General features: G+C 51.4%; 20 protein-coding genes. 19 read left to right on the forward strand and 1 reads right to left on the reverse strand.

Features of this window, described 5'->3' with window-relative positions; translation table 11 throughout:
* Positions 1-48: 48 nt before the first annotated feature.
* The 6 genes from mce (at position 49) to dnaE (ending at position 9,100) form a co-directional block, all read left to right on the forward strand.
* On the forward strand, positions 49-453 hold the full coding sequence (gene mce / locus BM231_RS16610; protein WP_063311485.1) for a methylmalonyl-CoA epimerase: 405 nt from the start codon (positions 49-51) through the stop codon (positions 451-453).
* Between the two features lie 156 nt (positions 454-609).
* Entirely contained in the window at positions 610-888 is a 279-nt protein-coding gene (locus tag BM231_RS16615; RefSeq protein WP_057465597.1) for a DUF1467 family protein, read from the forward strand.
* 682 nt (positions 889-1,570) lie between these two features.
* A complete protein-coding gene (gene proS / locus BM231_RS16620) occupies positions 1,571-2,896 on the forward strand; it encodes a proline--tRNA ligase (RefSeq protein ID WP_093521068.1) in 1,326 nt (441 codons plus the stop codon).
* A gap of 224 nt (positions 2,897-3,120) precedes the next feature.
* Complete coding sequence (locus BM231_RS16630) at positions 3,121-4,344, forward strand: lipoprotein-releasing ABC transporter permease subunit (RefSeq protein ID WP_093521184.1); 1,224 nt, start codon at positions 3,121-3,123, stop codon at positions 4,342-4,344.
* The gene (locus BM231_RS16635; RefSeq protein WP_181952045.1) at positions 4,344-5,075 is read left to right on the forward strand and encodes an ABC transporter ATP-binding protein; all 732 of its coding nucleotides are present in this window, start codon (positions 4,344-4,346) and stop codon (positions 5,073-5,075) included. The genes BM231_RS16630 and BM231_RS16635 overlap by 1 nt, the downstream gene beginning before the upstream one ends.
* A 590-nt stretch (positions 5,076-5,665) precedes the next feature.
* Positions 5,666-9,100 (forward strand): DNA polymerase III subunit alpha, encoded by a 3,435-nt coding sequence (gene dnaE / locus BM231_RS16640; protein ID WP_093521072.1) that lies wholly within the window; start codon positions 5,666-5,668, stop codon positions 9,098-9,100.
* A gap of 105 nt (positions 9,101-9,205) precedes the next feature.
* On the opposite strand, the gene BM231_RS16645 is transcribed toward dnaE, so the two are convergent.
* Complete coding sequence (locus BM231_RS16645) at positions 9,206-9,892, reverse strand: hypothetical protein (protein WP_093521074.1); 687 nt, start codon at positions 9,890-9,892, stop codon at positions 9,206-9,208.
* Between the two features lie 357 nt (positions 9,893-10,249).
* On the opposite strand from BM231_RS16645, the gene rpsB reads away from it, so the two are divergent.
* From rpsB to BM231_RS16710, 13 genes are all read left to right on the forward strand, one after another.
* Entirely contained in the window at positions 10,250-11,047 is a 798-nt protein-coding gene (gene rpsB, locus BM231_RS16650; protein WP_057465538.1) for a 30S ribosomal protein S2, read from the forward strand.
* 170 nt (positions 11,048-11,217) lie between these two features.
* A complete protein-coding gene (gene tsf / locus BM231_RS16655; protein ID WP_063289013.1) occupies positions 11,218-12,141 on the forward strand; it encodes a translation elongation factor Ts in 924 nt (307 codons plus the stop codon).
* Between the two features lie 65 nt (positions 12,142-12,206).
* Entirely contained in the window at positions 12,207-12,926 is a 720-nt protein-coding gene (pyrH, locus tag BM231_RS16660; RefSeq protein ID WP_057465535.1) for a UMP kinase, read from the forward strand.
* Between the two features lie 99 nt (positions 12,927-13,025).
* The gene (gene frr, locus BM231_RS16665; protein WP_063299532.1) at positions 13,026-13,583 is read left to right on the forward strand and encodes a ribosome recycling factor; all 558 of its coding nucleotides are present in this window, start codon (positions 13,026-13,028) and stop codon (positions 13,581-13,583) included.
* Between the two features lie 23 nt (positions 13,584-13,606).
* Positions 13,607-14,380: an isoprenyl transferase gene (locus BM231_RS16670; protein WP_093521076.1), complete on the forward strand. Its 774-nt coding sequence runs from the start codon at positions 13,607-13,609 to the stop codon at positions 14,378-14,380.
* Positions 14,380-15,270 carry a phosphatidate cytidylyltransferase gene (locus tag BM231_RS16675; protein ID WP_093521078.1) on the forward strand — a complete coding sequence of 297 codons (891 nt, stop codon included), beginning with the start codon at positions 14,380-14,382 and terminating at the stop codon, positions 15,268-15,270. The genes BM231_RS16670 and BM231_RS16675 overlap by 1 nt, the downstream gene beginning before the upstream one ends.
* Positions 15,271-15,325: 55 nt before the next feature.
* Positions 15,326-16,498: a 1-deoxy-D-xylulose-5-phosphate reductoisomerase gene (gene dxr / locus BM231_RS16680; protein WP_093521080.1), complete on the forward strand. Its 1,173-nt coding sequence runs from the start codon at positions 15,326-15,328 to the stop codon at positions 16,496-16,498.
* 38 nt (positions 16,499-16,536) lie between these two features.
* Positions 16,537-17,673 carry an RIP metalloprotease RseP gene (gene rseP, locus BM231_RS16685; RefSeq protein ID WP_093521082.1) on the forward strand — a complete coding sequence of 379 codons (1,137 nt, stop codon included), beginning with the start codon at positions 16,537-16,539 and terminating at the stop codon, positions 17,671-17,673.
* A gap of 201 nt (positions 17,674-17,874) precedes the next feature.
* Positions 17,875-20,232 carry an outer membrane protein assembly factor BamA gene (gene bamA, locus BM231_RS16690; protein WP_093521084.1) on the forward strand — a complete coding sequence of 786 codons (2,358 nt, stop codon included), beginning with the start codon at positions 17,875-17,877 and terminating at the stop codon, positions 20,230-20,232.
* 65 nt (positions 20,233-20,297) lie between these two features.
* Positions 20,298-21,362 (forward strand): UDP-3-O-(3-hydroxymyristoyl)glucosamine N-acyltransferase, encoded by a 1,065-nt coding sequence (lpxD, locus tag BM231_RS16695; protein WP_093521086.1) that lies wholly within the window; start codon positions 20,298-20,300, stop codon positions 21,360-21,362.
* A gap of 123 nt (positions 21,363-21,485) precedes the next feature.
* On the forward strand, positions 21,486-21,962 hold the full coding sequence (gene fabZ, locus BM231_RS16700; RefSeq protein ID WP_093521088.1) for a 3-hydroxyacyl-ACP dehydratase FabZ: 477 nt from the start codon (positions 21,486-21,488) through the stop codon (positions 21,960-21,962).
* A gap of 8 nt (positions 21,963-21,970) precedes the next feature.
* Positions 21,971-22,771 carry an acyl-ACP--UDP-N-acetylglucosamine O-acyltransferase gene (gene lpxA / locus BM231_RS16705; RefSeq protein ID WP_093521090.1) on the forward strand — a complete coding sequence of 267 codons (801 nt, stop codon included), beginning with the start codon at positions 21,971-21,973 and terminating at the stop codon, positions 22,769-22,771.
* 17 nt (positions 22,772-22,788) lie between these two features.
* Positions 22,789-23,658: an LpxI family protein gene (locus BM231_RS16710; RefSeq protein ID WP_093521092.1), complete on the forward strand. Its 870-nt coding sequence runs from the start codon at positions 22,789-22,791 to the stop codon at positions 23,656-23,658.
* Positions 23,659-23,660: the final 2 nt, after the last annotated feature.

The raw sequence follows: 23,660 nt of genomic DNA on the forward strand, positions 1-23,660 counted from the left end.
AATCGAATGGAACGCGCTCTAGAACAAAGAGTTATTGGGAGGACCGTCATGATTGGACGATTGAACCACGTTGCGATTGCCGTGTTGGATATGGAAGAAGGCCTGAAAGTGTATCGCGATGCACTTGGCGGCATTGCCTCAGAAAAAGTGGCGCAGCCGGAGCATGGTGTTTCGACCGTGTTTATCGAGCTTCCAAACACGAAGATCGAACTGCTGGAGCCGCTTGGCGAGAACTCTCCGATCTCCAAGTTTCTGGAGCGTAACACGCAAGGTGGTATCCATCACATCTGTTATGAAGTTGATGACATTCTTGCCGCACGCGATCAGCTGGTTGCCAATGGCGCCCGTATTCTGGGTGATGGTGAGCCGAAGATTGGCGCACATGGCAAGCCGGTGTTGTTTTTGCACCCAAAAGATTTTCTTGGAACATTGACCGAGTTGGAACAGGCTTAAGTTTGCAGTGAAAGACTTGTGGTTTGAGAAAACTGGAAGGCTTTCGGTTCGGGCCTAATTCTTGTAGGTAAAAACCTGTAGTACGCTGGTTGCTTTGTGATACAAGAGTAAGGTGACCAGCCGCAGAAGAAACAAGAACGTTCCAGGAGCACATTTATGGCTACGCCGCTACTCGTTGCACTCTATTTCATGATGTGGTGGATTTTGTTTCTGGCCATTTTGCCATTTGGTGTTCGCACCCAGGCGGAAGAGGGCGAAGTGGTTCCGGGAACGACTGAGAGCGCGCCCAAGAATCCTCAGATGCTGAAGAAGGTGATCATCAACACGATTGTAACGACAATTGTGTTCGTTGCCTTCTATTGGTTCCTTGAGTCCGGACTTGGTGCGCATCTGTTTCCACTTGTTGATCAATTAATGGGCAACGCTCCTTCCTGATTTTGGTTTTGCACATCAATTGTGTGGCGTAAAATCAGCGAGTTACAGAGCAAAACCATCAAGTGCCAAAAAAGCGATTCTCAGGAATCGCCTTTTTTGCGTTTAGAGGAGAGTATTGGAGAGGGCACTTGTCCCTGCTGTGTTCAGGATCTGCTGGGTATTTTGATATGAGTAACCTGAATGCGTCATTCATAGAATTCCATTCAGTGAAAACGGCAGAAATTGGCGAAAAAAAAGCAAGGCCGAAGCCTTGCTATTAGAACGAGTTCCGCGTCTAAATGTTCTCTTTGCACTTGCGTAGAGTGCCGGCTGCAACCAAACGGGCGCCCGAGAACCTTCCTCCCAAGACTAAAGATCGCGATACCTTGCAACACCGCTTAAGGGTGTTGTTTTTGTTGTTGAACAGACACTAACGTAATCACATTAGTTTGTCATCATTTTGTATCAATTCGCCGCAATTTTTTGCTTGCCTAAAATTTTAGCTATAATTTTTCGGAGAATCCGTGAGCTGAACCCAAAGGTGTAGGCAAAAAGCTGCGTGTATGGGGAAATATGTCTTAGAAAATTGGCATATAGCCATGTTGGCAGTTACAACAGGCGTTCTGCTTGCTAAGAAGACATGGAAATGATGCTTGGTGGTGAGCCAGAGCTTGCGTGCCTTAAAACCTGAAGAGTTAAACTAATGCGTTTGTCCCGATATTTCCTGCCTATTTTGAAGGAAACTCCGAAAGAAGCCGAGATCGTATCGCACCGCCTGATGCTGCGTGCGGGTATGATCCGTCAGCAGTCAGCCGGGATTTATGCATGGCTGCCGCTTGGCCACCGTGTGCTCAACAAGATTCAGCGTATTGTTGAAGAAGAGCAGAACCGCTCCGGTGCCGTCCAGCTGCTTATGCCAACCATTCAGCCTGCAGACCTGTGGCGCGAAAGTGGCCGCTATGATGCATACGGCAAAGAAATGCTGCGCATTGAGGACCGTCATGAGCGTGAAATGCTTTTTGGTCCAACTAATGAAGAGATGATCACTGACATCTTCCGCAGCTATGTGCGCTCCTATAAAGACCTGCCGCTGAACCTTTATCATATACAGTGGAAGTTCCGCGATGAAGTGCGTCCTCGTTTTGGCGTGATGCGCGGTCGTGAGTTCCTGATGAAAGATGCTTATTCTTTCGATCTGGACAAAGAGCGGGCAACAGAAGCCTACCGCCGCATGTTCGTGGCTTACCTGCGTACCTTTGCGCGTATGGGCCTGACAGCAATTCCTATGAAGGCTGACACTGGGCCTATCGGCGGCGATCTGTCTCACGAGTTCATCGTGCTGGCAACTACCGGTGAGAGCGAAGTGTTCCTTGATAAGGACATCCTTGGTCTGCCAACGCCGGCTGAAGACATCGACTTTAATGGTGATCTTTCCGGTATTATTGAGCAGTGGACCACGCCTTACGCTGCCACTGATGAAATGCATGATGAGGCTGCCTTTGAGGCTGTTGCAGAAGACAAGAAAGTTTCTGCACGCGGTATTGAAGTTGGTCATATCTTCTACTTCGGCACCAAATACTCCGAGCCGATGGGTGCGAAGGTGATGACTGCTGAAGGCAAGGAACAGCCTGTTCACATGGGTTCCTATGGCATTGGTGTATCTCGTCTGCTGGGTGCGATCATTGAAGCGTGCCATGATGATGATGGCATTGTCTGGCCGAAAGAAGTTGCGCCGTTCCATGTTGGCTTGATCAACATGAAGGCTGGTTCTGAGTGCGATGAAGTTTGTGAGAGCGTTTACGCTGAGCTGGAAAAGGCTGGTGTTGAGGTTCTTTATGATGACCGCAAGACCAGTGCGGGCCAGAAGTTTGCAAGTATGGATCTGATCGGGCTGCCGTATCAGCTGGTTGTTGGCCCACGTGGTCTGAAGACCGGTGAAGTGGAAGTTAAAGACCGTGCAACTGGTGATCGCGAAATGTTGACCCCGATTGCTGCTGTTAACAAACTGATTTCTGCCTTAAAAGGCTGATATCAGCGAAGCTTGGGGTAACTCAGTAGCTTCAATGGTATGTTAGGTGCCGGCGGCCTTTCCGCTGCCGGGCCTTTTTGCCAGAGCTTATGGCACTTGCTCTTCATGCTCCCTATATTCCACGGGGTAGTTGAACAGGCGGAAACGGAGAATAGTCTAGTATGACGGCAGAGATTCAGGCGGCTCATCCCGGAAAGAACCGGTGGTTTGCACCCTTTGAGTGGATGCTGGCAGGGCGCTATCTGCGCTCCAGACGCAAAGAAACTTTCATTTCTATTATTGCCGGTCTGTCCTTTTTGGGCATCACTTTGGGCGTCGCAACTCTGATCATTGTTATGGCGGTGATGAATGGGTTCCGTACAGAGCTGCTGACCAAAATTCTTGGCATCAACGGACACGTCCTTGTGCAGCCCATCGATAGCCCGCTCAATGACTATGAGGCGACCTCGGTCAAGTTGGCTGGCATCGACGGTGTTGATTTTGCTATGCCGTTTGTTGAAGGGCAGGCGATGATCTCCGGACCAAGCGCTGATCTGGGTGCTTTGTTCCGTGGTGTTCATAAGGCTGATCTTGATAAGCTGGAGCTGGTATCCGGGAACGTTCTGCTTGGAACGCTGGATGGATTTGATGATGGCGACGGTGTTGCTATTGGCTCCCGTCTCGCGCGCCAGTTGGGTGTTACTGTTGGTGATACGGTGCGCGTGATTACTCCGCGTGGCAGCATCACGCCGATGGGGATGACCCCGCGGGTGAAGGGCTATCCCGTCTCTGCGATCTTCCAGATTGGCATGAGCGAATATGATGGCACGATTGCCTTCATGCCGTTTAATGAGGCGCAGCTTTATTTCAACAAGGAAGGTCTGGCGACGGGCATTGAGGTCTATGCTGATGACCCGGATGCTGTTGGTCCGCTGCGGCCTGTCATTGAAGAAGAGGCCGGGCGTCCTGTGTTCGTTTCTGACTGGCGTCAGCGCAATATGACGTTCTTCTCAGCGCTTGAGGTTGAGCGTAACGTGATGTTCCTGATCCTCACGCTGATTGTTCTTGTGGCCGCTTTGAATATCATTTCCGGCATGACCATGCTGGTAAAGGACAAGGGCCGTGACATTGCTGTGCTGCGTACCATGGGTGCTACCCGCGGCGCTGTGATGCGGATTTTCATTATCACAGGAGCCAGTATTGGAACCATCGGCACGTTTGCCGGGTTTATTCTGGGTACTGTGGTGTGCTGGAACATTGAGAGCATTCGGCAGGGGATTTCCTGGCTCACTTCAACTGAGCTGTTCTCGCCTGAGCTTTACTTCCTTTCAAAGCTGCCGGCTGAAATGAATCCAAGCGAGACGACCAGTGTTGTTATTATGGCTTTGGTCTTGAGCCTGCTTGCTACGATTTACCCTGCCTGGCGCGCAGCCCGGCTCGATCCTGTTGAGGCTTTGCGCTACGAATGATGAATAAACCAACAAAACCGGTTGCTGGTGTTTCGCTTAAGGGTGAGGAACGTGTTCCTGTTCTGAGTTTGAAGAATGTTGTCCGCGGTTATGTGGAGGGCAACAGCCAACTGGAAATTCTGAAGGGCGCTGACCTTAATCTCTATGAAGGGGAAATGGTTGCGCTTGTGGCGCCGTCTGGTGCTGGTAAATCTACGCTGATGCATCTAGCTGGTCTTTTGGAAATGCCGCAGAGCGGTGAAGTGCTGATTGGCGGGCGGGAATGCTCCAAGCTCAATGACGATGCGCGCACTGCCATTCGGCGTACTGAGGTGGGCTTTGTCTACCAGTTCCACCAGTTGCTGCCTGAATTTACTGCGCTTGAGAACATTGCGCTGCCGCAGATGATTTGCGGACTGAAGCGTCAGGATGCAGAAGAGCGTGCACGCCAGTTGCTTTCTTATATGCGCCTTTCTGAGCGTGAAACTCATCGTCCAGCAGAGCTTTCCGGTGGTGAGCAGCAGCGTGTTGCGATTGCACGTGCGGTTGCCAATGCACCGCGTGTTCTACTGGCCGATGAGCCAACCGGAAACCTCGATCCAAACACCTCTCAGTATGTGTTTGAAGCGCTGACTGCACTGGTGCGTGCGTCTGGTGTGGCGGCCTTGCTGGCAACCCATAACTTGGAAATTGCAAAGCAGATGGATCGTCGGATTACACTGCGCGAGGGCAAGGTGGTGGAGCTTCCCTGATAAGGAAATGAGAAGCCGTCCTATTAAGAATCAAATGCCAGCGATCTGTTCGCTGGCATTTTTTGTTTTGGGGGAAAGTTCTTGTTTTGATACCTGTTGTTCCCCCTACCTAGCAGCTCAGGTGAGGTCAGTCTTCTGTGATGCGCACCACCTCTGTTAACCCTGACTAATTTCTCAACTCATTGAGTTGCTGAGGGAAATGCCTTGCTGTGTTCGAGCAGTGGTATTGGAAGAGGATAAGCGTATACCACTCATTAACTATGAGTTTGACCCCGCCAAATTTAGGGTTGAAAGAATGAGAACATTAATAGAACATAACAGATACAAATAGGGTTCAAATTAAGGGTGTTTGTTATGTCATTTGTATTTCGTGAAGCAGCAGCATTCGGTTCTATCGTTCTTTTTGCAAGCAGCTGCCTGATGTGGGGTGATGCGCTGACCCAGATGCTTCCTTAGAAAATACTGAGGAAGAGAGGTTGGGAAACTCGGGATAACCGGTGGTGCGATTTGTCAGGCAATTGCATTTTGCTTTTGGGTCCTCCAAATGAGGTGCTACTGTCGCACACACCTTGCGAACCAAAAGGCTCCAGATGTCATCTCCAGGATTCGTCCACCTCCGTGTTCACTCGGCTTACTCCTTGCTGGAAGGCGCTCTACCAATTGGAAAAGTGCTTGATCTTGCTTCCAAGGATGAGCAGCCGGCGCTGGCTATTACTGACAGCGGGAACCTTTTCGGGGCGCTCGAATTTTCTGAAAAAGCATTTGGCGCGGGTATGCAGCCAATCATCGGTTGTCAGGTATCGGTGAACTTTGAAGACCAGCCTGATGCAGTTGGAGATGAAGCCGTCAGCGATTTGGTTTTTCTGGCAACAAATGAGGCAGGTTATGAAAACCTCATGGATCTTGTTTCAAGAGCCTTTCTTGATACAGAGCCGGGATTCAAAGCCAATGTTCCTCTTTCTCGTGTGCTGGACAAGTCCGATGGTCTGATTGCGCTGACTGGTGCTAGTGATGGCCCGATTAACTCGCAGTTGCGAGAAGGGCATGTTGATCTTGCCAAGTCTCGTCTGGCACTTTTGCAAGCCACATTTGGTGATCGTCTTTATGTGGAATTACAGCGCCACAACATGAAAGGTGAGGAAGATGTTGAGCCTGCGCTCCTGAACCTTGCCTATGAGCTGAATATTCCAATCGTTGCGACCAACGAGGCTTATTTCCCCAATCCGGATGATTATGAAGCGCACGATGCGCTGATCGCGATTTCCGAAGGCCGTGTTCTTGTCGAGACCGACCGCCGCCAGCTGACACCGGATCATTGTTTCAAAACCCGTGAGCAGATGATGGAGCTGTTCTCCGATCTTCCGGAGGCGCTTGAGAACTCTGTGACGATTGCGCGGCGTTGTCATTATCGCCCGCTGAAGCGAGATCCTATCCTGCCGCGCTTTGCAGGTGCGGATGCTGATGCTGGGGAGGCGGAACGCGCCGAAGCGGAAGAGCTGACGCGGCAGGCGAAGGAAGGCTTGCAGGCACGTCTTGATCTGCATGGTCTGGCGCCGGATCTTGAAGAGAAAGATTACTGGGACCGTTTGGATTATGAGCTTGGCATCATTATTCGCATGAAGTTCCCTGGGTACTTCCTGATCGTTGCGGACTTCATCAAGTGGGCGAAGAACGAGGACATTCCTGTTGGGCCGGGGCGTGGTTCCGGTGCCGGGTCGCTTGTTGCTTGGTCGCTGACCATTACTGACCTTGATCCGATGCGGTTCTCGTTGCTGTTCGAACGCTTCCTGAACCCGGACCGTGTGTCCATGCCGGATTTTGATATCGACTTTTGCCAGAACCGCCGTGAAGAAGTGATCCGGTATGTGCAGCGCAAGTATGGCCGCGAGCAGGTGGCGCAGATCATCACTTACGGAACGCTGCAGGCCAAGGCGGTGCTGCGCGATGTGGGCCGCGTGCTGCAGATGCCATATGGACAGGTGGATCGCTTAAGTAAACTGGTGCCCGGCAACCCGGCCAACCCGTGCACGCTGCCTGAGGCGCTGGAGCAGGAGCCACGGCTGCGTGAAGCTGCCAAGCAGGAGGAGGTTGTCGACCGCCTTTTGAAGATGGCACAAAAGCTGGAAGGCCTTTATCGTCACGCGTCTACGCACGCAGCGGGTGTGGTGATTGGTGACCGCCCGCTTGAACAGTTGGTCCCACTGTACCGAGACCCTCGCTCAGACATGCCCGTTGCTCAATTCAACATGAAATGGGTTGAAGCTGCCGGTCTGGTCAAATTTGACTTCTTGGGTCTGAAGACCCTGACGGTTATTGATACTGCGGTTTCGCATATCAAGAAGCGCGGCATTGAAGTTAAGATCGAAGAAATACCGATTGATGATCCAGCGACCTATAAGCTTCTGGCTGCCAGTGAGACGGTTGGTGTGTTCCAGCTGGAAAGTCAGGGCATGCGCAGAGCTATTGCTGGTATGCGGCCTGACCGGTTTGAGGATATTATTGCTCTGGTGGCGCTTTATCGCCCGGGCCCGATGGACAACATCCCGATCTACAACGCGGTAAAACATGGAGAGCAGGAGCCTGATTATCTCCACCCGTTGCTGGAACCAATCCTGACTGAGACAAACGGCATTATTGTTTATCAGGAACAGGTGATGCAGATCGCTCAGGTGCTGTCTGGTTACTCTCTTGGCGAAGCGGATTTGCTGCGCCGTGCGATGGGTAAGAAGATTGCCGCTGAGATGGAGATCCAGCGCGCCCGCTTTGTTGAGGGTGCGGTTGCGCAGAAGGTCGATAAAGATCAGGCGGGGATGATCTACGATCTGGTGGCCAAGTTCGCGAACTACGGCTTTAACAAATCCCACGCGGCGGCTTATGCGCTCGTGGCCTATCAGACTGCATGGCTGAAAGCGAATTATCCGGTTGAGTTCCTTGCTGGTATCATGACGCTTGATCTGGGCAATACAGATAAGTTGAGTGACTTCCGTCAGGAAGCTGTGCGTATGGGCATCGAGGTGGTGCCGCCTTCCGTCAACAAGTCTGGTGTTCATTTTGATGTGCAGGATGGCAAGATCGTTTATGCCATGGGTGCGATCAAAGGTGTGGGCGAGCAGGCAGTTGAGCACATTGTTGATGTGCGCGGAGATGAACCGTTTAAGGATCTGGGCGACTTTGCGACGCGCATCAGCCCCAAAGTTCTCAATAAACGCACAATCGAGAATCTCATTGCTGCTGGTGCATTTGATGAACTTAATCCAAACCGTGCGCAGTTGCTGGATGGTCTGGATCGCATCATTGGCATGGCGCAGCGGACGGAAGAGAACAAGACGTCTGGTCAAAATGATTTCTTTGGCGGAGATAACGCGCCTGAGCCTTTGATCCTCAATCCAACGGATCCATGGCTTCCCTCAGAACGGCTGCAAAAAGAGTATGCTGCGGTCGGCTTTTATATTTCTGCTCATCCGCTTGATGAGTACCGTGAATTGTTTACCAAGTTGCGCGTGCAGCTTTGGAAGGATTTTGAACGCTCGGTGAAGGCAGGGTCTTCAGCTGGGCGTCTTGCCGGAACTGTAACGGCAAAGCAGGAACGCAAGACCCGTACGGGCAACCAGATGGGCATCGTTCGAATTTCTGATCCGACCGGACAATATGAAGCGGTGATGTTCTCTGAAACGCTGAACCAGTGCCGTGATCTGTTAGAGCCTGGGCAATCTGTTGTGCTTCTGGTGCAGGCGGATATGCGTGATGAGGAAGTCAGTGTCCGCATTTCACAGGTGGAGCCGCTGGAGAAAGTAGCGGGCAGGGTGCATCGGACCCTGCGGATCTTCCTGGGATCTAGCGAGCCAATCCAGAGCTTGCAACGCCAGCTGCGTCGTGGTGGTGATGGTGAGGTGAGCTGTGTTGTGCTGCTGGATAATGGTCAGCGCGAAGTCGAGGTCAAGCTTCCGGGCAACTACCAGCTCTCACCACAACTCTCTGGCGCGTTGAAGACACTGCCGGGTGTGATGGACGTTCAGATGTCCTAGGATGCTTCGGCATATGCAAAAAAGAACCCCGCTGAAGATGTTCGGCGGGGTTTTCTATTTTAGAGCATGTTGCGTTTATTGGTGTTCATGCCAGCCGCTCTGATACTAAAAGATTTTCTGTATGACCTGTTCAGCGCAGGAGTAACCAAGGTTTCTCGCGAAGCGGTCTACCCTCTTTTGTCCTTTCTCAGCCAGATCAGTTAAATCGGCATGATCAGTAACGTTGCAGGTTGAGGCGGCGAGGATTTTGCCATCCTTGGCGGAAACCAGGAGTGCGCGTCCGCGATAGCGGTAAGCGAGATTTGCGAACCAGCCTGCGCCCTGCATTTCTGACTGATAGGCGACTGTTGAGACATCCAAGTAATAACCAGAGTAACCGGTTTCTCTGGCGAGCTTTGTGAGAGCTTTTGCGCGTTTTTCCTCGCTGATGGTCGGTTTGCTATATGGGCCCTTGATCGTGCCATTAAAGCGGAATTTGTGGGTGCTCTGCAGATATTTGGTCAATCGGTCGCGCATGGCGGTTTGTGGATCGTGCTTCGCGGCTGGAATGGAGGCTATCTCGCCATAGGCGCCAGAGGCTGCATTCATTGCTGTGGTCACAACAATACCCAGTAGGCCATGCTGGATGCCATGGGTGTTGATGTGGCCTTCTCTTACATGTCGGTTTTTGACGGGCTTTACTGAGGATTTGGAGATCGTCTTTGCATCAATGTCCGAGAGCTTGACGGTTTTGGCGCAGCCACCCAATGTCAAAGCCACAAGTGCTGCTATTATCAGTTTGTTTGGTGTCATTTTAAATGTGTCCGAATTGAGTCTTTTTGTTGGTAATTTGTTAATCATGATTTTTTTGGAAAATATAATGTGTAATGCGCATACCCACAGTTTGATTTAGTGGCTGGTTGCTGTGGTTGAGATGGTGAAATTTTAAGTTGCGCCAACAGGGCTGGAGGGCATCTGATTTACTAATTGAGGCCTATGTGTTGATCTTAATCCTTGAGTGCTTGATCTTCTTGAAAAGGGGTTCTATAAGCGCCCCATCCCGCACGCAGGGCGGGGTTTGTCCTTGTGGCGAGCTCCATCCGGTTAGAGAGTTGCACGGTTGTGCTGCCCTGCGGAGGATTAAACCGGAAAACTAAGGAGAATAAAGGCATGGCTTTGCCTGATTTTACTATGCGTCAGCTTCTTGAAGCAGGCGTCCACTTTGGTCACCAGAAGCACCGCTGGAACCCAAAGATGAACAACTACATCTTCGGTGTTCGCAACAACATTCACATTCTTGATCTTGGTCAGACAGTTCCGCTTCTGCACCAGGCTCTTAAAGCTGTGTCTGACACTGTTGCTGCTGGTGGTCGCGTGCTTTTGGTTGGTACCAAGCGCCAGGCTCAGGAAGCTGTTGCAGAAGCTGCTCGCAACTCTGCTCAGTACTACGTAAACGCTCGTTGGCTCGGCGGCATGCTGACCAACTGGAAGACGATCTCTCAGTCCATCCAGCGTCTGCGTAAGGTTGAAGAGCTGCTCGATGGTGGTGATGCAAACCGCATGACCAAAAAAGAGCGTCTGTTCCTTGACCGTGAGCGTCAGAAGCTTGAGCGCAACCTTGGTGGTATTAAAGACATGGGCGGTATTCCCGACCTGATCTTTGTTATCGACACCAACCGCGAAGCTAACGCAATTCAGGAAGCTCGTCGTCTGGGCATTCCGGTTGCTGCGATCCTGGATTCTAACTGTGATCCAGATGGCATTACTTACCCTGTACCGGGTAACGATGATGCTGGTCGTGCAATTACTCTTTACACAGACCTGATCGCACGCGCTGCTATTGATGGCATCGCACGCGCATCCGGTTCTATGGGTATCGATCTCGGCGAATCTGAAGAACTCCTTGAAGAGCCTGTTCTTGCTGAAGAAGCTGCTCCTGCAGCTGAAGCTGACAAGAGCGAAGGCTAAGGTTTTCTCTCGGGAAGCGCATTTATGCGCTTCCCCTCCAGTTTCTATGTGATTTTTCGTCTGTTTTACTGCGAAGGGTCACGGTCGCTATGCGATAAATCGGATGAATCCGCAGGGAAGTCGGCTTCCTCTGATTTTTTTATGACACACTCCCGTCCATGAGGCGTACGATGAGCATTACCGCTGCTATGGTAAAAGAGCTCCGCGAAACAAGCGGTGCTGGCATGATGGATTGTAAAGCTGCCCTGAAAGAAACAGGCGGCGACATGGAAGCAGCTGTTGATTGGCTGCGTACCAAAGGCCTTGCAAAGGCTGCTAAGAAGGCTGGCCGCGTTGCGGCTGAAGGTCTTGTTGCAGTTGCAGCAGATGGCAACAAAGCTGTTGTTGTTGAGGTTAACTCCGAAACAGACTTCGTTGCTCGTAACGAAAACTTCCAGAAGCTGGTTCGCGATATCGCTGCAACCGCGCTTACTGTTGATGGTGACGTTGAGAAGCTTGCTGCAGCACCTTACCCAGGTTCTGACAAGAGCGTTGAAGGCGAACTGAAGGAAGCTGTTGGCACCATCGGTGAAAACATGACCCTTCGTCGTTCTGCTGGTCTGTCTGTTTCTGAAGGTGTTGTTGCTTCTTACATGCACAACGCTGCTGGTGACGGCCTTGGCAAAATCGGTGTTCTGGTTGCTCTTGAATCTGCAGGTGATGCAGACAAACTGGCAGCTTTGGGTAAGCAGATTGCAATGCACGTTGCAGCGACCAACCCAATGGCACTGAACACTGATGAGCTGGACGCAGACGCTGTTGAGCGTGAGCGCACTGTTTACATGGAACAGGCTCGTGAGTCTGGTAAGCCTGAAAGCATCATCGAGAAGATGGTTGAAGGTCGCCTGCGTAAGTTCTATGAAGAAGTTACACTAGTTAAGCAGTCTTTCGTTATCAACCCTGATCTGACTGTAGAGAAGGCCGTTGAGGAAACAGCTAAAGAAATCGGTTCTCCAATCAAACTCACCGGCTTTGTTCGCATCGCCCTTGGTGAAGGTATTGAAAAAGAAGAATCAGACTTCGCAGCTGAAGTTGCTGCTGCTGCTGGTAACTAATTTATTGAGGGCGTCGACTCAGTCGACGCCCTCTTTGTATCTGGATGCATGAAAAGAGGTTTACTATGTCTGAGGGTGTTCGCTGGAAAAGAGTTCTTCTGAAACTTTCAGGGGAAGCGCTGATGGGCGACCAGGACTTTGGTATTGATCCAAAGGTGGTTGAACGGGTAGCAGCGGAAATTTCAGAGGCTGTAAATCTGGGTGCCCAGTTCGGCATCGTTGTTGGTGGCGGTAACATCTTCCGCGGTGTGGCTCTGGCAGCCAAAGGCGCAAACCGTGTTACTGGCGACCATATGGGTATGCTGGCAACCATTATGAATTCGCTCACGCTTGCCGATGCGCTTCGTCAGCGCGGTATTCAGGCGCGTGTGCTTTCCGCCGTTCCGGTGCCGTCGATTTGTGAGAGCTTTACTCAGCGCGGCGCAGAGCGTTACATGGAAGACGGGGACGTTATTCTATTTGCCGGTGGTACGGGCAATCCGTTCTTCACCACTGATTCTGGTGCGGCGCTGCGCGCAGCAGAGATGCAGTGTGATGTGTTCCTCAAGGGTACCAGTGTTGATGGCGTTTATGACGCTGATCCAAAGCTTAAGCCTGATGCAAAGCGTTTTGACACGCTTACACCGGGGGAAGTTCTTGAAAAGAACCTTAAAGTCATGGATGCGACCGCGATTGCACTTGCCCGAGACAACTCTATTCCTGTAGTTGTCTTTTCCATCAAGACCTCCAGCGCGCTTGTTAATGTGCTGCGCGGGCAAGGGCTGTTTACGGTCATTGAAGACTAACAGGCATCAGCTGGTGTCTTAACTGTCGGATTTTGACCCGGGCCGGTTTTTTCGTTTTGGAATGCCGGTCCGTTAAAATGATAGGTGAAAGAGGAAATTATGTCAGAGCTGGACTATGACGATCTTGACCGCCGCATGAATGGTGCGATCACAGCTTTGAAGCATGAATTTGCTGGTCTTCGTACTGGTCGTGCTTCTGCAAGTATGCTGGACACAATCACTGTGGAGGCTTATGGCGCTCCAATGCCGATCAACCAGGTCGCGACAGTCAGTGTTCCAGAGCCGCGCATGATTTCTGTTCAGGTCTGGGATCGTTCGATGATGCAGGCCACTGAAAAAGCTATCCGTGAATCCAGCCTTGGTCTGAACCCGGTTGTAGACGGAATGGTGCTGCGTTTGCCAATTCCTGAGCTCAATGAAGAGCGTCGTCAAGAACTTGTCAAAGTTGCGCATAAATTTGCCGAGCAGGCGAAGATCGCTGCACGTCATGTTCGCCGCGATGGCATGGAAACCATCAAAAAGCTCGAAAAAGCTGGTGAGATGGGGGAAGATGATGCGCGTTCAGCTTCTGACATGGTTCAGAAGATGACTGACGACATTATTGGTGAAGTTGATTCTGTACTTGCCAAAAAAGAACAGGAAATCAAGCAGGTTTAATCCTGTTTGCATGCGGGGGCTATATGGCGGCGAGCGTTGAATTTGAGGCAGTTGATGCAAATTCCGACATCGGACTTTTGAGTGTGCCTCGTCACGTCGCCATCATTATGGATGGTAATGGCCGTTGGGCAACTCGCCGAGGCCTTCCGCGTACCGAAGGGCATCGGCGCGGTGTGAAAACACTGCGCGAAGCCGTTAAACACGCACAAAAGCGCGGAATCTCCTACCTGACGCTTTTTAGTTTTTCTTCTGAAAACTGGGCGCGCCCGCAACAGGAAGTCTCGTTCCTGTTGGCACTGCTGCGCCGGTTTGTGCGCGATGACATTAAGGAACTCACCAAGACTAACGTGAGAGTTCGTGTCATCGGGTCCAAGGAAAATCTCGATAAATCCATGCTGGCCCTGCTTAATGATGCGGAACGAGAGACTGCTCATTGTACAGGGTTGGTGCTGGTTATTGCTTTTAACTACGGAGCGCGGGACGAATTCGTCCGAGCTGCACGGCAACTGGCGCAGCGCGTGGAAGCTGGTGAGTTGAGAGCTGCTGACATTGGGGAGGATGATGTCAGCACTTGTCTGGATACCCGTGATATTCCGGATCCAGACCTCATAGTCCGCACAGGGGGAGAGCAGCGACTTTCCAACTTCCTGTTGTGGCAGGCTGCTTATGCCGAATTTTATTTTGCTCCTACGCCCTGGCCTGAGTTTAACTCAGATGCTTTTGATGATGCTTTGCTGGCGTTCTCTAACCGTGACCGGCGGTATGGGGGTTTGAGCTCTGACGCGACTGGGACGTAATGCCTGACAAAAACAATCAGAACAATTCTGAAGGCGCTTCCGGAGGAATTATCCGGCGCGTACTTAATGCAAATCCTGATTTGCTGGTACGCGCTCTTTCTGCAGTTATTCTTGCTCCTGTCGCGCTAGCGCTGACATGGGCAGGTGGTTTCTGGTTTGCTGGCCTCGTGCTTGTTGGCATGCTGATTGTTTACTGGGAATGGTACAAGATCATTTTGCAAAACGCTCAGCGACCTGTTGTGCTGCTGGGCTATGTGTTTCTTCTCTTCATTGGCTTTAGTTACTTTCAAGCGCAGCCGCTCTGGATTGCCGGAGCACTGATTGCTGGTGCTGCGGTACTTTACGGTGCTGGTGGCTTTGACCGGACGGCGCGCTGGGTGAGTGAGGGTTACGTTTACGCTGGCCTGACATTTGTTTCATTGCTCGCGCTGCGGGAAGGGGATGAAGGGCTGTTCTTTATCATCTATCTCTTCCTTGTGGTCTGGGGGACCGATATTGCGGCCTATGTGTGTGGTCGCAGCTTTGGCGGACCTAAGCTTTGGCCTGCCGTTTCTCCAAATAAGACCTGGAGCGGTGCTATTGGCGGCGTGGTCTTTTCTTCGCTTTTAGGAATGGGCTTTGTTGCTGTTGCCGGCGGCTCTCAGTTGGTCTGGGCGTTTGGGCTTGCTGTTGTTCTTTCTGCAGTCTCTCAGCTTGGAGATTTGTTTGAAAGCTCCATGAAGCGCCGCTTTAAGGTGAAAGACTCTAGTCGCCTCATTCCCGGGCATGGTGGGTTGCTTGATCGCGTTGATGGCCTTGTCGCCGCCGCTGTGTTTGCCTATGTGGTTGGTGTAGTGTTTGGCGGTCAGCTGTTTGATCCAAATGCAGGGTTGATGCTGTTTGCATCCTGAAGCTGCTGATTTTCGTGCTTCGCCACGGTTCTGTTGATTTGCAAGGGTTGTTGATATGACAAAATCTCTCACGGTGTTGGGAGCAACCGGATCGGTTGGAGCCAGTACGCTCAAAGTTATTGCGCACAGCCCTGAACGTTATGACGTCAATGCACTTGTTGCAGGCCGTAATGTTGATGCACTTGCAAAGGCGTGCAGAGAGACCGGGGCAAAGCGCGCTGTCATTGGTGATGCTTCTAAATACGAAGATCTTAAAACAGCGCTCGCTGGCACAGGCGTAGAGGTTTCTGCAGGTCGTGAGGCTGTTCTGGAAGTGGCCAGCCAGAAGGTGGATGTGCTGGTTTCTGCCATGGTCGGAGCCGCAGGGCTGGAGCCGACCATTGAGGGGATCAAGGCCGGTAGCAATATCGCCCTTGCCAATAAAGAAACCATGGTCTGTGCGGGCACGATTGTGTGTGAGCTGGCTGAAAAGCATGGCTCCAAACTGCTGCCGATGGATTCAGAGCATAATGCGATTTTTCAGGTGTTTGAGCAGGATGATCCCAAAGCTGTCGACAAAGTGATTGTCACAGCTTCCGGTGGGCCGTTCCGAACTTCTACACTGGAAGAGATGCGTGTTGCGACGCCTGAGGTGGCGCTGAAGCATCCGAACTGGTCCATGGGGCAGCGGATTACTATCGATAGTGCTTCGATGGTGAACAAAGGTCTTGAGCTGATTGAGGCCTATCATCTGTTCCCTATTACCGCTGATCAGCTGGATGTGGTTGTCCATCCACAATCAATTGTCCATGGTATGGTTAGATATTGTGATGGGTCATTATTGGCCCATATGGCTGTTCCAGATATGTGCGGGCCAATTGCTCATTGCCTGGCTTACCCAACCCGAAAGACAGCTCCGATTGCGGATCTCGATCTGGGGATGATTGGGCGTCTGGACTTTGAAAAGCCCGATTTTGAGCGTTTTCCTGCGCTGTCACTTGCACGTAAAGTGATGGAGCTTGGCGATGGAGCAGGGACGATTTTTAACGCAGCTGACGAAGTGGCGGTGGAAGCCTTCCTTGGACGGAAGATCGGTTTCCTCCAGATCCCAGAGCTTCTTGAGGATGTTCTGAATCGGCTTCATACGCAAAATATGCTAGATTGCTCAGATCAGCTGGAGGAGATTCTTCAGTTGGATCAGGTAGCGCGTCGAGTTGCAAACGAAGTTATTGGGAAGATGGCCGCCTAATCCGGCGCTTCCTTTAAAAATAAGGTAAGGCTGTTCGCATGGACGTTCTGAGTTCAGTTCTTGGTGGTTCGCTCGGAGTCATCATTCCCTTCTTGGCTGTGCTTACTGTGGTGGTTTTCTTCCATGAGCTAGGACATTTCCTCGTCGCGCGTTGGTGCGGGGTGAAGGTTCTTGCATTCTCGGTCGGATTTGGGCCGGAGCTGTTGGGTCGCAATGACAAGCATGGGACGCGCTGGAAGGTCTGTGCCATTCCGCTGGGTGGTTATGTGAAGTTCTCAGGGGATGAGAATGCTGCAAGCGTGCCGGACCGTGACGAGCAAGCCAAAATGGATGAGGAGATGCGCCGGACTGCGTTCTTTGCGAAGAACCCGTGGCAGCGCTCCGCAATTGTGGCCGCAGGGCCTATTGCTAATTTTATCCTCGCTATTCTTATCTTTGCAGGAATGTTTGGATTTTTAGGAAAATTCGAAACATTGCCGCGTGTGGATCAGGTTCGACCTGGTAGTGCAGCAGAAATGGCCGGCATCTTGCCGGGAGATTTGATCCTCTCAATTGATGGCAATCCTGTAGAAAGTTTCAATGATGTGCAGCGGGTCGTGACGGCGAGTGCGGGCGTTCCCATGCAGATCGATGTGGAACGCGGGGATGCGGTCGAGCGCCTTACTGCAACGCCAGAACTACAGGAAATCAGTGACGGTTTTGGCAATACGCAGAAGGTTGGAATTCTCGGAATTCAGCGAAATACTTCCCAAGAAGATGTCATAGTCAAGCGTTTTGGCCCACTGGAAGCCGTGGGTGAAGGGGTAAAAGAGACATGGTACATTCTTGATAGGACATTAGGTTATATTGGCGGTCTTTTCCTCGGTAAAGAAGATCCGGACCAACTAGGTGGTCCGATTCGCGTAGCGCAAATTTCCGGGCAAGTTGCGACCCATGGTATTTTACCGCTAATTAACCTTACCGCAGTTTTGTCAATTTCTATTGGTTTACTCAACCTTATGCCTGTTCCCATGCTGGATGGCGGGCATTTGCTGTACTACATCATCGAGATCGTAAGGGGTAAGCCGTTGAGTGAAAAACTGCAGGATTTCGGGTTCCGGATAGGAATCACTCTGGTTTTGCTTCTGATGGTTTTTGCGACCTGGAATGATCTGCGGTCGATAATCGGCTCTTAGGTAAGTTGCGTAACCGAAGGTTGGGCAAAGGATTGGGCAAATTGCATTAAATCCAGTTGTGTCGCCTTGCTTTACTCTGAAAACCTTGTACAAAGTTCCTAGGTGTTTCAGATTCTATCCATTACCCTGAGGCGCATTAGTGATCTGAGGATCAGGGGACTAATGCAACTTTAGGCTGAAAATAAAAGGCATAGCAGTTCTATGCAGTCATTTAAGAACCTGTCACGTGTGTCGCTTTTGGCAATGGCCGTTGCAGCTACTAGTACAGTTGCTCCGGTTGGGGTTCCGTTCATCGGAGCAGGGGTTGCCGAGGCCGCGGTGGTTAACAAGATTGTCGTTAACGGTGCAACACGCATCGAAGACGAAACAGTTCGCAACTACCTGACTATCCGTCCAGGAAAATCGTTTTCTGCAATTGATATCGACGAGAGCTTGACCACGCTTTATGCGACCGGTCTGTTTGCTGATGTTTCCATCGAGCAGCGCGGTGGTACTCTTGTTGTTGACGTTAAAGAAAATCCAGTTATCGGCAAAATCTCCTTTGAGGGTAATAAACGACTGACAGACGAAGCTCTGCAATCAGTTGTTCGTTCCTCTGAGCGATCCATGCTGACACGTGCACGTGTTCAGTCTGATGCTCAGAACCTTCTGGAAGCTTATCGTCGCTCCGGTCGCTATCGTGCGTCTGTTGAGCCGAAGATCATTGAGCGCGCTAATAATCGTGTGGATCTGGTTTTTGAAATCGAAGAAGGTGATAAAACGGGTGTGGCCCGTATTTCCTTCATCGGTAACCAGGCATTCTCCGACGGTTATTTGCGAGAGCAGATTCAGACCCGCGAAAGTGGCTTCCTTGGCTGGCTGCGTACGACCGATGTTTATGATCCTGATCGTCTTGATGTAGACGAGGAATCTTTGCGTCAGTTCTACTACCAGAAGGGTTACGCTGACTTCCGCGTTGTTTCTGCTGTTGCAGATCTGGATCGTGAGCAAAACATCTTCTACGTGACTTTCACTGTTGATGAAGGCGAGCAGTACGAGTTCGGCGATATCGAAATTGATACGTCTTTGTCTGCTGTTGACCCAGAGGCGATGCGTCAGTATCTGCGCACTCAGCCTGGTGATACCTACAACTCTTTGGAAGTTGAAAAGACGCTTGAAGCTCTGACTCTGGAAGTTTCCAAGGCAGGTTATGCGTTTGCTCAGGTTCGCCCTCGTGGTGAGCGTGATTATGAGAACAAGACAGTCTCGATTACTTACCTGATCGAAGAAGGTCCTCGCGTTTATGTTGAGCGTATTAACGTTCGTGGTAACGACCGTACACGTGAGTATGTGATCCGCCGTGAATTCGATCTCGCTGAAGGTGACGCTTACAACCGTATCCTTCTGGATAAGGCTGAGCGTCGTCTGCGCAATACGCGTTACTTCCAGAATGTGCGCATTACGCGTCAGCAGGGTAGTGCTCCTGACCGAGTGATCATCAACGTGGATGTTGAAGAACAGCCAACTGGTGAAGTTTCATTCGGTGTGGGTTACTCCACCTCTGACGGTGTGATTGGTGATATCTCCATCACCGAGCGCAACTTCCTTGGTCGTGGCCAGTACGTTAAAGCCGCTGTTGGTGGTGGTACCGACAATCAGAAGTATGAGTTCAAATTCGTTGAGCCATTCTTCATGGGTCGCCGTATCTCTGCAGGTCTGGATGTGTACCGCCGTGTGTATGATCAGAACAGCTCGCGTGCTTACGAAGAGCAGACAACTGGTGGAGCAGTTAACTTCGGTCTTCCGCTTCGCGAAGACGAGCTGACGCTCAATCTGTTCTACAAGCTTTACCAACGTGATCTGACACGTAGTGACTCAACCGGTATTAGCGATTGTGAACCTGGTGTTTCACTTGGTGTTTGTGACTCTCTTGGGCAGTACACGACTTCGCTTGCAGGTTTCTCTCTGGTCTACAACACTCTTGACAACAATCTGAACCCGCGTGACGGCTATGTTGCTTCCTATGAGCAGGAAATTGCTGGTCTCGGTGGAGAGTCTCAGTATGTTCGTGGTCAGGTTAAGGGTAGTGCATTCGAAGAGCTCTACGCTGAGTGGGGTCTTGTTGGCTTCGTGAAGGGTTCTGCTGGTTACATCGAATCCATCGGTAACCGTCTGCGTGTGACTGATCAGTTCCAGGGTTCACCTGACAGAATTCGTGGTTTTGCGACCAATGGTTATGGCCCTCGTGATGAAAACGGCGGCGATGCTTTGGGTGGTAAATACTACGTTGCAGGTACCGTTGAGGGCCAGTTCCCATTCCCTGTCTTCCCTGAAGAACTTGGTTTGTCGGGCGCAGTCTTCGCTGATGCAGGTTCTTTGTGGGGTGTGGATAGCGAATTGTCTTCTGTTATCGGAAGCGGTATCCAATCTGAAGACTTCGATCTTCGTGCCTCTGTTGGTGTCGGTGTGTTGTGGCAGTCGCCGTTTGGGCCGCTGCGTGCTGACTTTGCTTGGCCTGTGCTTAAAAACGATGTTGATGAAACGCAGGTATTCAAGCTCAGTGGTGGTACACGCTTCTGATCTAGCGAAAATTTGATTATAATCGGTCGCCGATACCCTCGGCGGCCGTTTTTTTGTAGGATCCTATGACAGAACCATCAAATCAATCTGAAGTTAGCCCGGTTTTCTTCCCTGAAGCTCGATCAATAACAGTGAAACAAGTTGCTGAATGGGCTGGGGCGGAGATTGTTCGTGGTGACAGTGAGCTTGCCATTACTGGTGTTGCTCCACTGGATGAAGGCGTTCCCGGAACGCTTGTGTTCATCGATAATCCGAAATATCTGGATCAGCTTGAGAACACGAAGGCAACAGCTTGTCTCGTGAGTAAAAAGCATGTCGACAAGGTGCCTGACGGTGTCGTGCCTTTGCTTGCCAAAGAGCCGTACCGCTCGCTGGCGAAAGTTCTGGCTGAGCTTTATCCGACCGCAATGCGGCCACTTCCCGTAACTGGTGAAACCGCGATCAGTCCGCGTGCTTATGTGGAAGAGAGTGCGCAGCTGGGTGAGGGTGTCGTTGTTGAAACTGGAGCCGTCATTGGCGCGCATGTGGTGATCGGAGCTGGATCTCGTGTTGGTCCTAATGCTGTGATTGCTGCCAATTGTCAGCTGGGTGATGACTGCTCTATCGGAGCAAATTCCAGTTTGCAGCACGCTGTGCTTGGTGATCGTGTCATTATTCACCCAAGTGTTAGCATAGGGCAGGATGGCTTCGGGTTTGCGATGGGGCCAGGCGGTCACATCAAGGTTCCCCAGATGGGCCGAGTTGTGCTAGGGAATGATGTTGAAATTGGCGCTGGCTCCTGTATAGACCGCGGTGCAAACCGTGATACGACTGTGGGCGATGGGACCAAGATTGATAATCAGGTTCAGGTTGGTCACAACGTTAATATCGGCAAGCATTGCGTCATTGTTTCTCAGGTGGGGATTTCTGGAAGTTCTACTCTTGAGGATTATGTGGTTCTTGGCGGACAGGCGGGTGTTTCCGGTCATGTTCGCATTGGAATGGGTGCGCAAGTTGCCGGTGTGAGTGCTGTGCACGACGATCTGGCGCCAGGTGGGCGTTATGGTGGTGTGCCAGCGCGGCCGATCCGTGAGTGGTTTAAGGAAATGACGGCGCTTCGTCGCCTGACCGCTCAAGGCGGCAAGAAATAACAGATTAGACCCGGGATCTGATCCCGATAGTTAACTAGATTGGCTGGTGAAAGAGGAGGGCGTGTCCTCAAGATCTCTAAGTGAGACGTTTACCAGTCAAACCGATATTGCTGAGGCATTATTATGAGTGATGTAGAGACCAGAACACTTGAAAGCGCTGATATCATGCGGGTTATGGAGCTTCTGCCCCATCGTTATCCGTTTTTGATGATTGACCGTATCGTTGATATGGACGGCGACAACTCAGGTGTTGGTATTAAGAATGTAACCATCAATGAGCCACATTTTCAGGGGCATTTTCCAAGCCAGCCTGTAATGCCAGGTGTGTTGCTTATTGAGGCGATGGCGCAGACCGCTGGTGCTCTTTGCGTCCATGGACGTGAAAAGAAAGACGTGCCTTCTCTGGTTTACTTCATGACCATTGATAAGTGTAAGTTCCGCAAGCCTGTGGTTCCTGGTGATCAAGTTCACTTTCATGTGAAAAAAGTCCGTAATCGCGCCACCATCTGGAAGTTTGAAGGTGTTGCGATGGTAGGCGGGCAGAAGGTTGCTGAAGCGGAAATCAGCGCAATGCTTGTCGATTCTGACGAGGCGAATTGAGGTCACTGATGCAACAGATTCATCCCACCGCGATTATCGAGGATGGGGCCGTACTTGGAGAAAATGTCAAGATCGGTCCTTACTGCATGGTGGGTCCCAAGGTCACACTTGGCGATGATGTAGAGCTTGTTTCCCATGTGGTGATCGCTGGACGGACAACGATCGGCGCCCGGTCGAAGGTCTACCCGTTTGCCAGCTTGGGGCATCAGCCGCAGGATCTGAAGTTTTCCGGCGAAGATACGCTTCTGGAAATCGGCGAAGACAACCAGATCCGCGAGCACTCAACCATGAACCCGGGTACTGCCGGTGGTGGTGGTGTGACGCGTGTTGGTAATGGTGGCCTGTTCATGATGGGAACCCATGTTGGGCATGATTGTCTGGTGGGTAATCATGTCATTCTGGCAAACAATGCGACGCTGGCTGGACATGTTGAAGTTGAAGACCATGTGATCTTCGGCGGTCTGTCTGCTGTGCGTCAATGGTGCCGTGTGGGTGCTCATTCCATTGTTGGCGGCCTGACCGGGGTTGAGTTTGATGTGATCCCTTATGGATCTGTGATTGGTGATCGTGCGCGTTTGGCTGGTCTGAACCTGATTGGTTTGAAGCGCCGCAATTTCTCTCGCGAAGAAATCCACGCCCTGCGCGGTGCGTATAAGGAAGTCTTCAACAGTGAAGATGGCACGTTGCGTGCCCGTGCGGAGGCTGCGCGGACCAAGTATGCTGAGTTTGAAGGTGTGCAGACGATGACGTCCTTCATGCTGGAAGATGAAAAACGCCGGTTCTGTACACCGCGCAACAACGGCGAATAAGGGTCTGTTTTGAATTCATGGTGAAACAGGCACCTATTGCTGTGATTGCTGGTGGCGGTGATCTGCCTGGTCTGGTCATTCGGTCCGCTATGGCACAAGGACGCGATGTGGTGACTATCGCAATCAAGGGGGAGGCAGATGCCTCCCTTTCTGCGTTTAATCCGGTAGAGCTTGGCTGGGGGCAGATTGGCAAACTGTTCTCAACGCTGAAATCCAAGGGCGTTCAGGATGTGGTGTTGATCGGTGCTGTTCAGAAGCGGCCTGATTTTACATCGATCCTTGGCGATTTTGGAACGATTTGGCGGTTGCCGCGTATCATCAAGGCCGTTGTTGGCGGTGATGATCATTTGCTGGTGAAAGTGGCCGGACTATTTGAACGAGAGGGATTGCGCGTGGTTGGTGCTCATGAAGTTGCTCCGGGGTTGGTTGCCAGCCCGGGACATGTGGCGGGGCCGAAGCCGGATGCCAAGGCTCTGAGTGATATGAAGCTTGCCATTGAGGCGGTTGATGCCTTGGGGCGACTGGATATCGGGCAGGGTGCTGTTGCCATTGGAGCGCGCGTTGTGGCTGTTGAAGGTGCAGAAGGCACGGATGCCATGCTTGAGCGTGTAGCCGGCTTGCGTGCCAATGGCCGGGTCCGGTCTAAAGGGGCTGCAGGTGTGCTTGTAAAGTGTTCTAAGCCGCAACAGGACCTTCGTCTTGATATGCCGACTGTCGGGCCGGAAACTATACAGAAAGCTTCTGACGCGCAGTTAAAAGGTGTGTGTGTTGAGACGGGGCGTGTTTTGGTTGCTCATCGCGATGAGGTTGAGCGGCTTTGCAATGAACTTGGTGTTTTTCTTTATGGGTGCACACGTGATGAAGACTTTGAAGCTGGTGAGCGCTGAGA

Origin of the sequence: Pseudovibrio ascidiaceicola (assembly GCF_900114245.1) — a bacterium.
Classification (GTDB): domain Bacteria; phylum Pseudomonadota; class Alphaproteobacteria; order Rhizobiales; family Stappiaceae; genus Pseudovibrio; species Pseudovibrio ascidiaceicola.

Bases quoted from the DNA above. Each gene is read 5' to 3' on its own strand.
- pyrH (WP_057465535.1), top strand. From the start codon at position 12,207: ATGTCTGAGGGTGTTCGCTGGAAAAGAGTTCTTCTGAAACTTTCAGGG.
- lpxA (WP_093521090.1), top strand. From the start codon at position 21,971: ATGCAACAGATTCATCCCACCGCGATTATCGAGGATGGGGCCGTACTT.
- BM231_RS16670 (WP_093521076.1), top strand. From the start codon at position 13,607: ATGGCGGCGAGCGTTGAATTTGAGGCAGTTGATGCAAATTCCGACATC.
- BM231_RS16645 (WP_093521074.1), bottom strand. From the start codon at position 9,892: ATGACACCAAACAAACTGATAATAGCAGCACTTGTGGCTTTGACATTG.
- dnaE (WP_093521072.1), top strand. From the start codon at position 5,666: ATGTCATCTCCAGGATTCGTCCACCTCCGTGTTCACTCGGCTTACTCC.
- lpxD (WP_093521086.1), top strand. From the start codon at position 20,298: ATGACAGAACCATCAAATCAATCTGAAGTTAGCCCGGTTTTCTTCCCT.
- BM231_RS16710 (WP_093521092.1), top strand. From the start codon at position 22,789: ATGGTGAAACAGGCACCTATTGCTGTGATTGCTGGTGGCGGTGATCTG.
- tsf (WP_063289013.1), top strand. From the start codon at position 11,218: ATGAGCATTACCGCTGCTATGGTAAAAGAGCTCCGCGAAACAAGCGGT.
- bamA (WP_093521084.1), top strand. From the start codon at position 17,875: ATGCAGTCATTTAAGAACCTGTCACGTGTGTCGCTTTTGGCAATGGCC.
- fabZ (WP_093521088.1), top strand. From the start codon at position 21,486: ATGAGTGATGTAGAGACCAGAACACTTGAAAGCGCTGATATCATGCGG.
- dxr (WP_093521080.1), top strand. From the start codon at position 15,326: ATGACAAAATCTCTCACGGTGTTGGGAGCAACCGGATCGGTTGGAGCC.
- frr (WP_063299532.1), top strand. From the start codon at position 13,026: ATGTCAGAGCTGGACTATGACGATCTTGACCGCCGCATGAATGGTGCG.
- rseP (WP_093521082.1), top strand. From the start codon at position 16,537: ATGGACGTTCTGAGTTCAGTTCTTGGTGGTTCGCTCGGAGTCATCATT.
- BM231_RS16635 (WP_181952045.1), top strand. From the start codon at position 4,344: ATGAATAAACCAACAAAACCGGTTGCTGGTGTTTCGCTTAAGGGTGAG.
- proS (WP_093521068.1), top strand. From the start codon at position 1,571: ATGCGTTTGTCCCGATATTTCCTGCCTATTTTGAAGGAAACTCCGAAA.
- rpsB (WP_057465538.1), top strand. From the start codon at position 10,250: ATGGCTTTGCCTGATTTTACTATGCGTCAGCTTCTTGAAGCAGGCGTC.
- BM231_RS16630 (WP_093521184.1), top strand. From the start codon at position 3,121: ATGCTGGCAGGGCGCTATCTGCGCTCCAGACGCAAAGAAACTTTCATT.
- BM231_RS16615 (WP_057465597.1), top strand. From the start codon at position 610: ATGGCTACGCCGCTACTCGTTGCACTCTATTTCATGATGTGGTGGATT.
- BM231_RS16675 (WP_093521078.1), top strand. From the start codon at position 14,380: ATGCCTGACAAAAACAATCAGAACAATTCTGAAGGCGCTTCCGGAGGA.
- mce (WP_063311485.1), top strand. From the start codon at position 49: ATGATTGGACGATTGAACCACGTTGCGATTGCCGTGTTGGATATGGAA.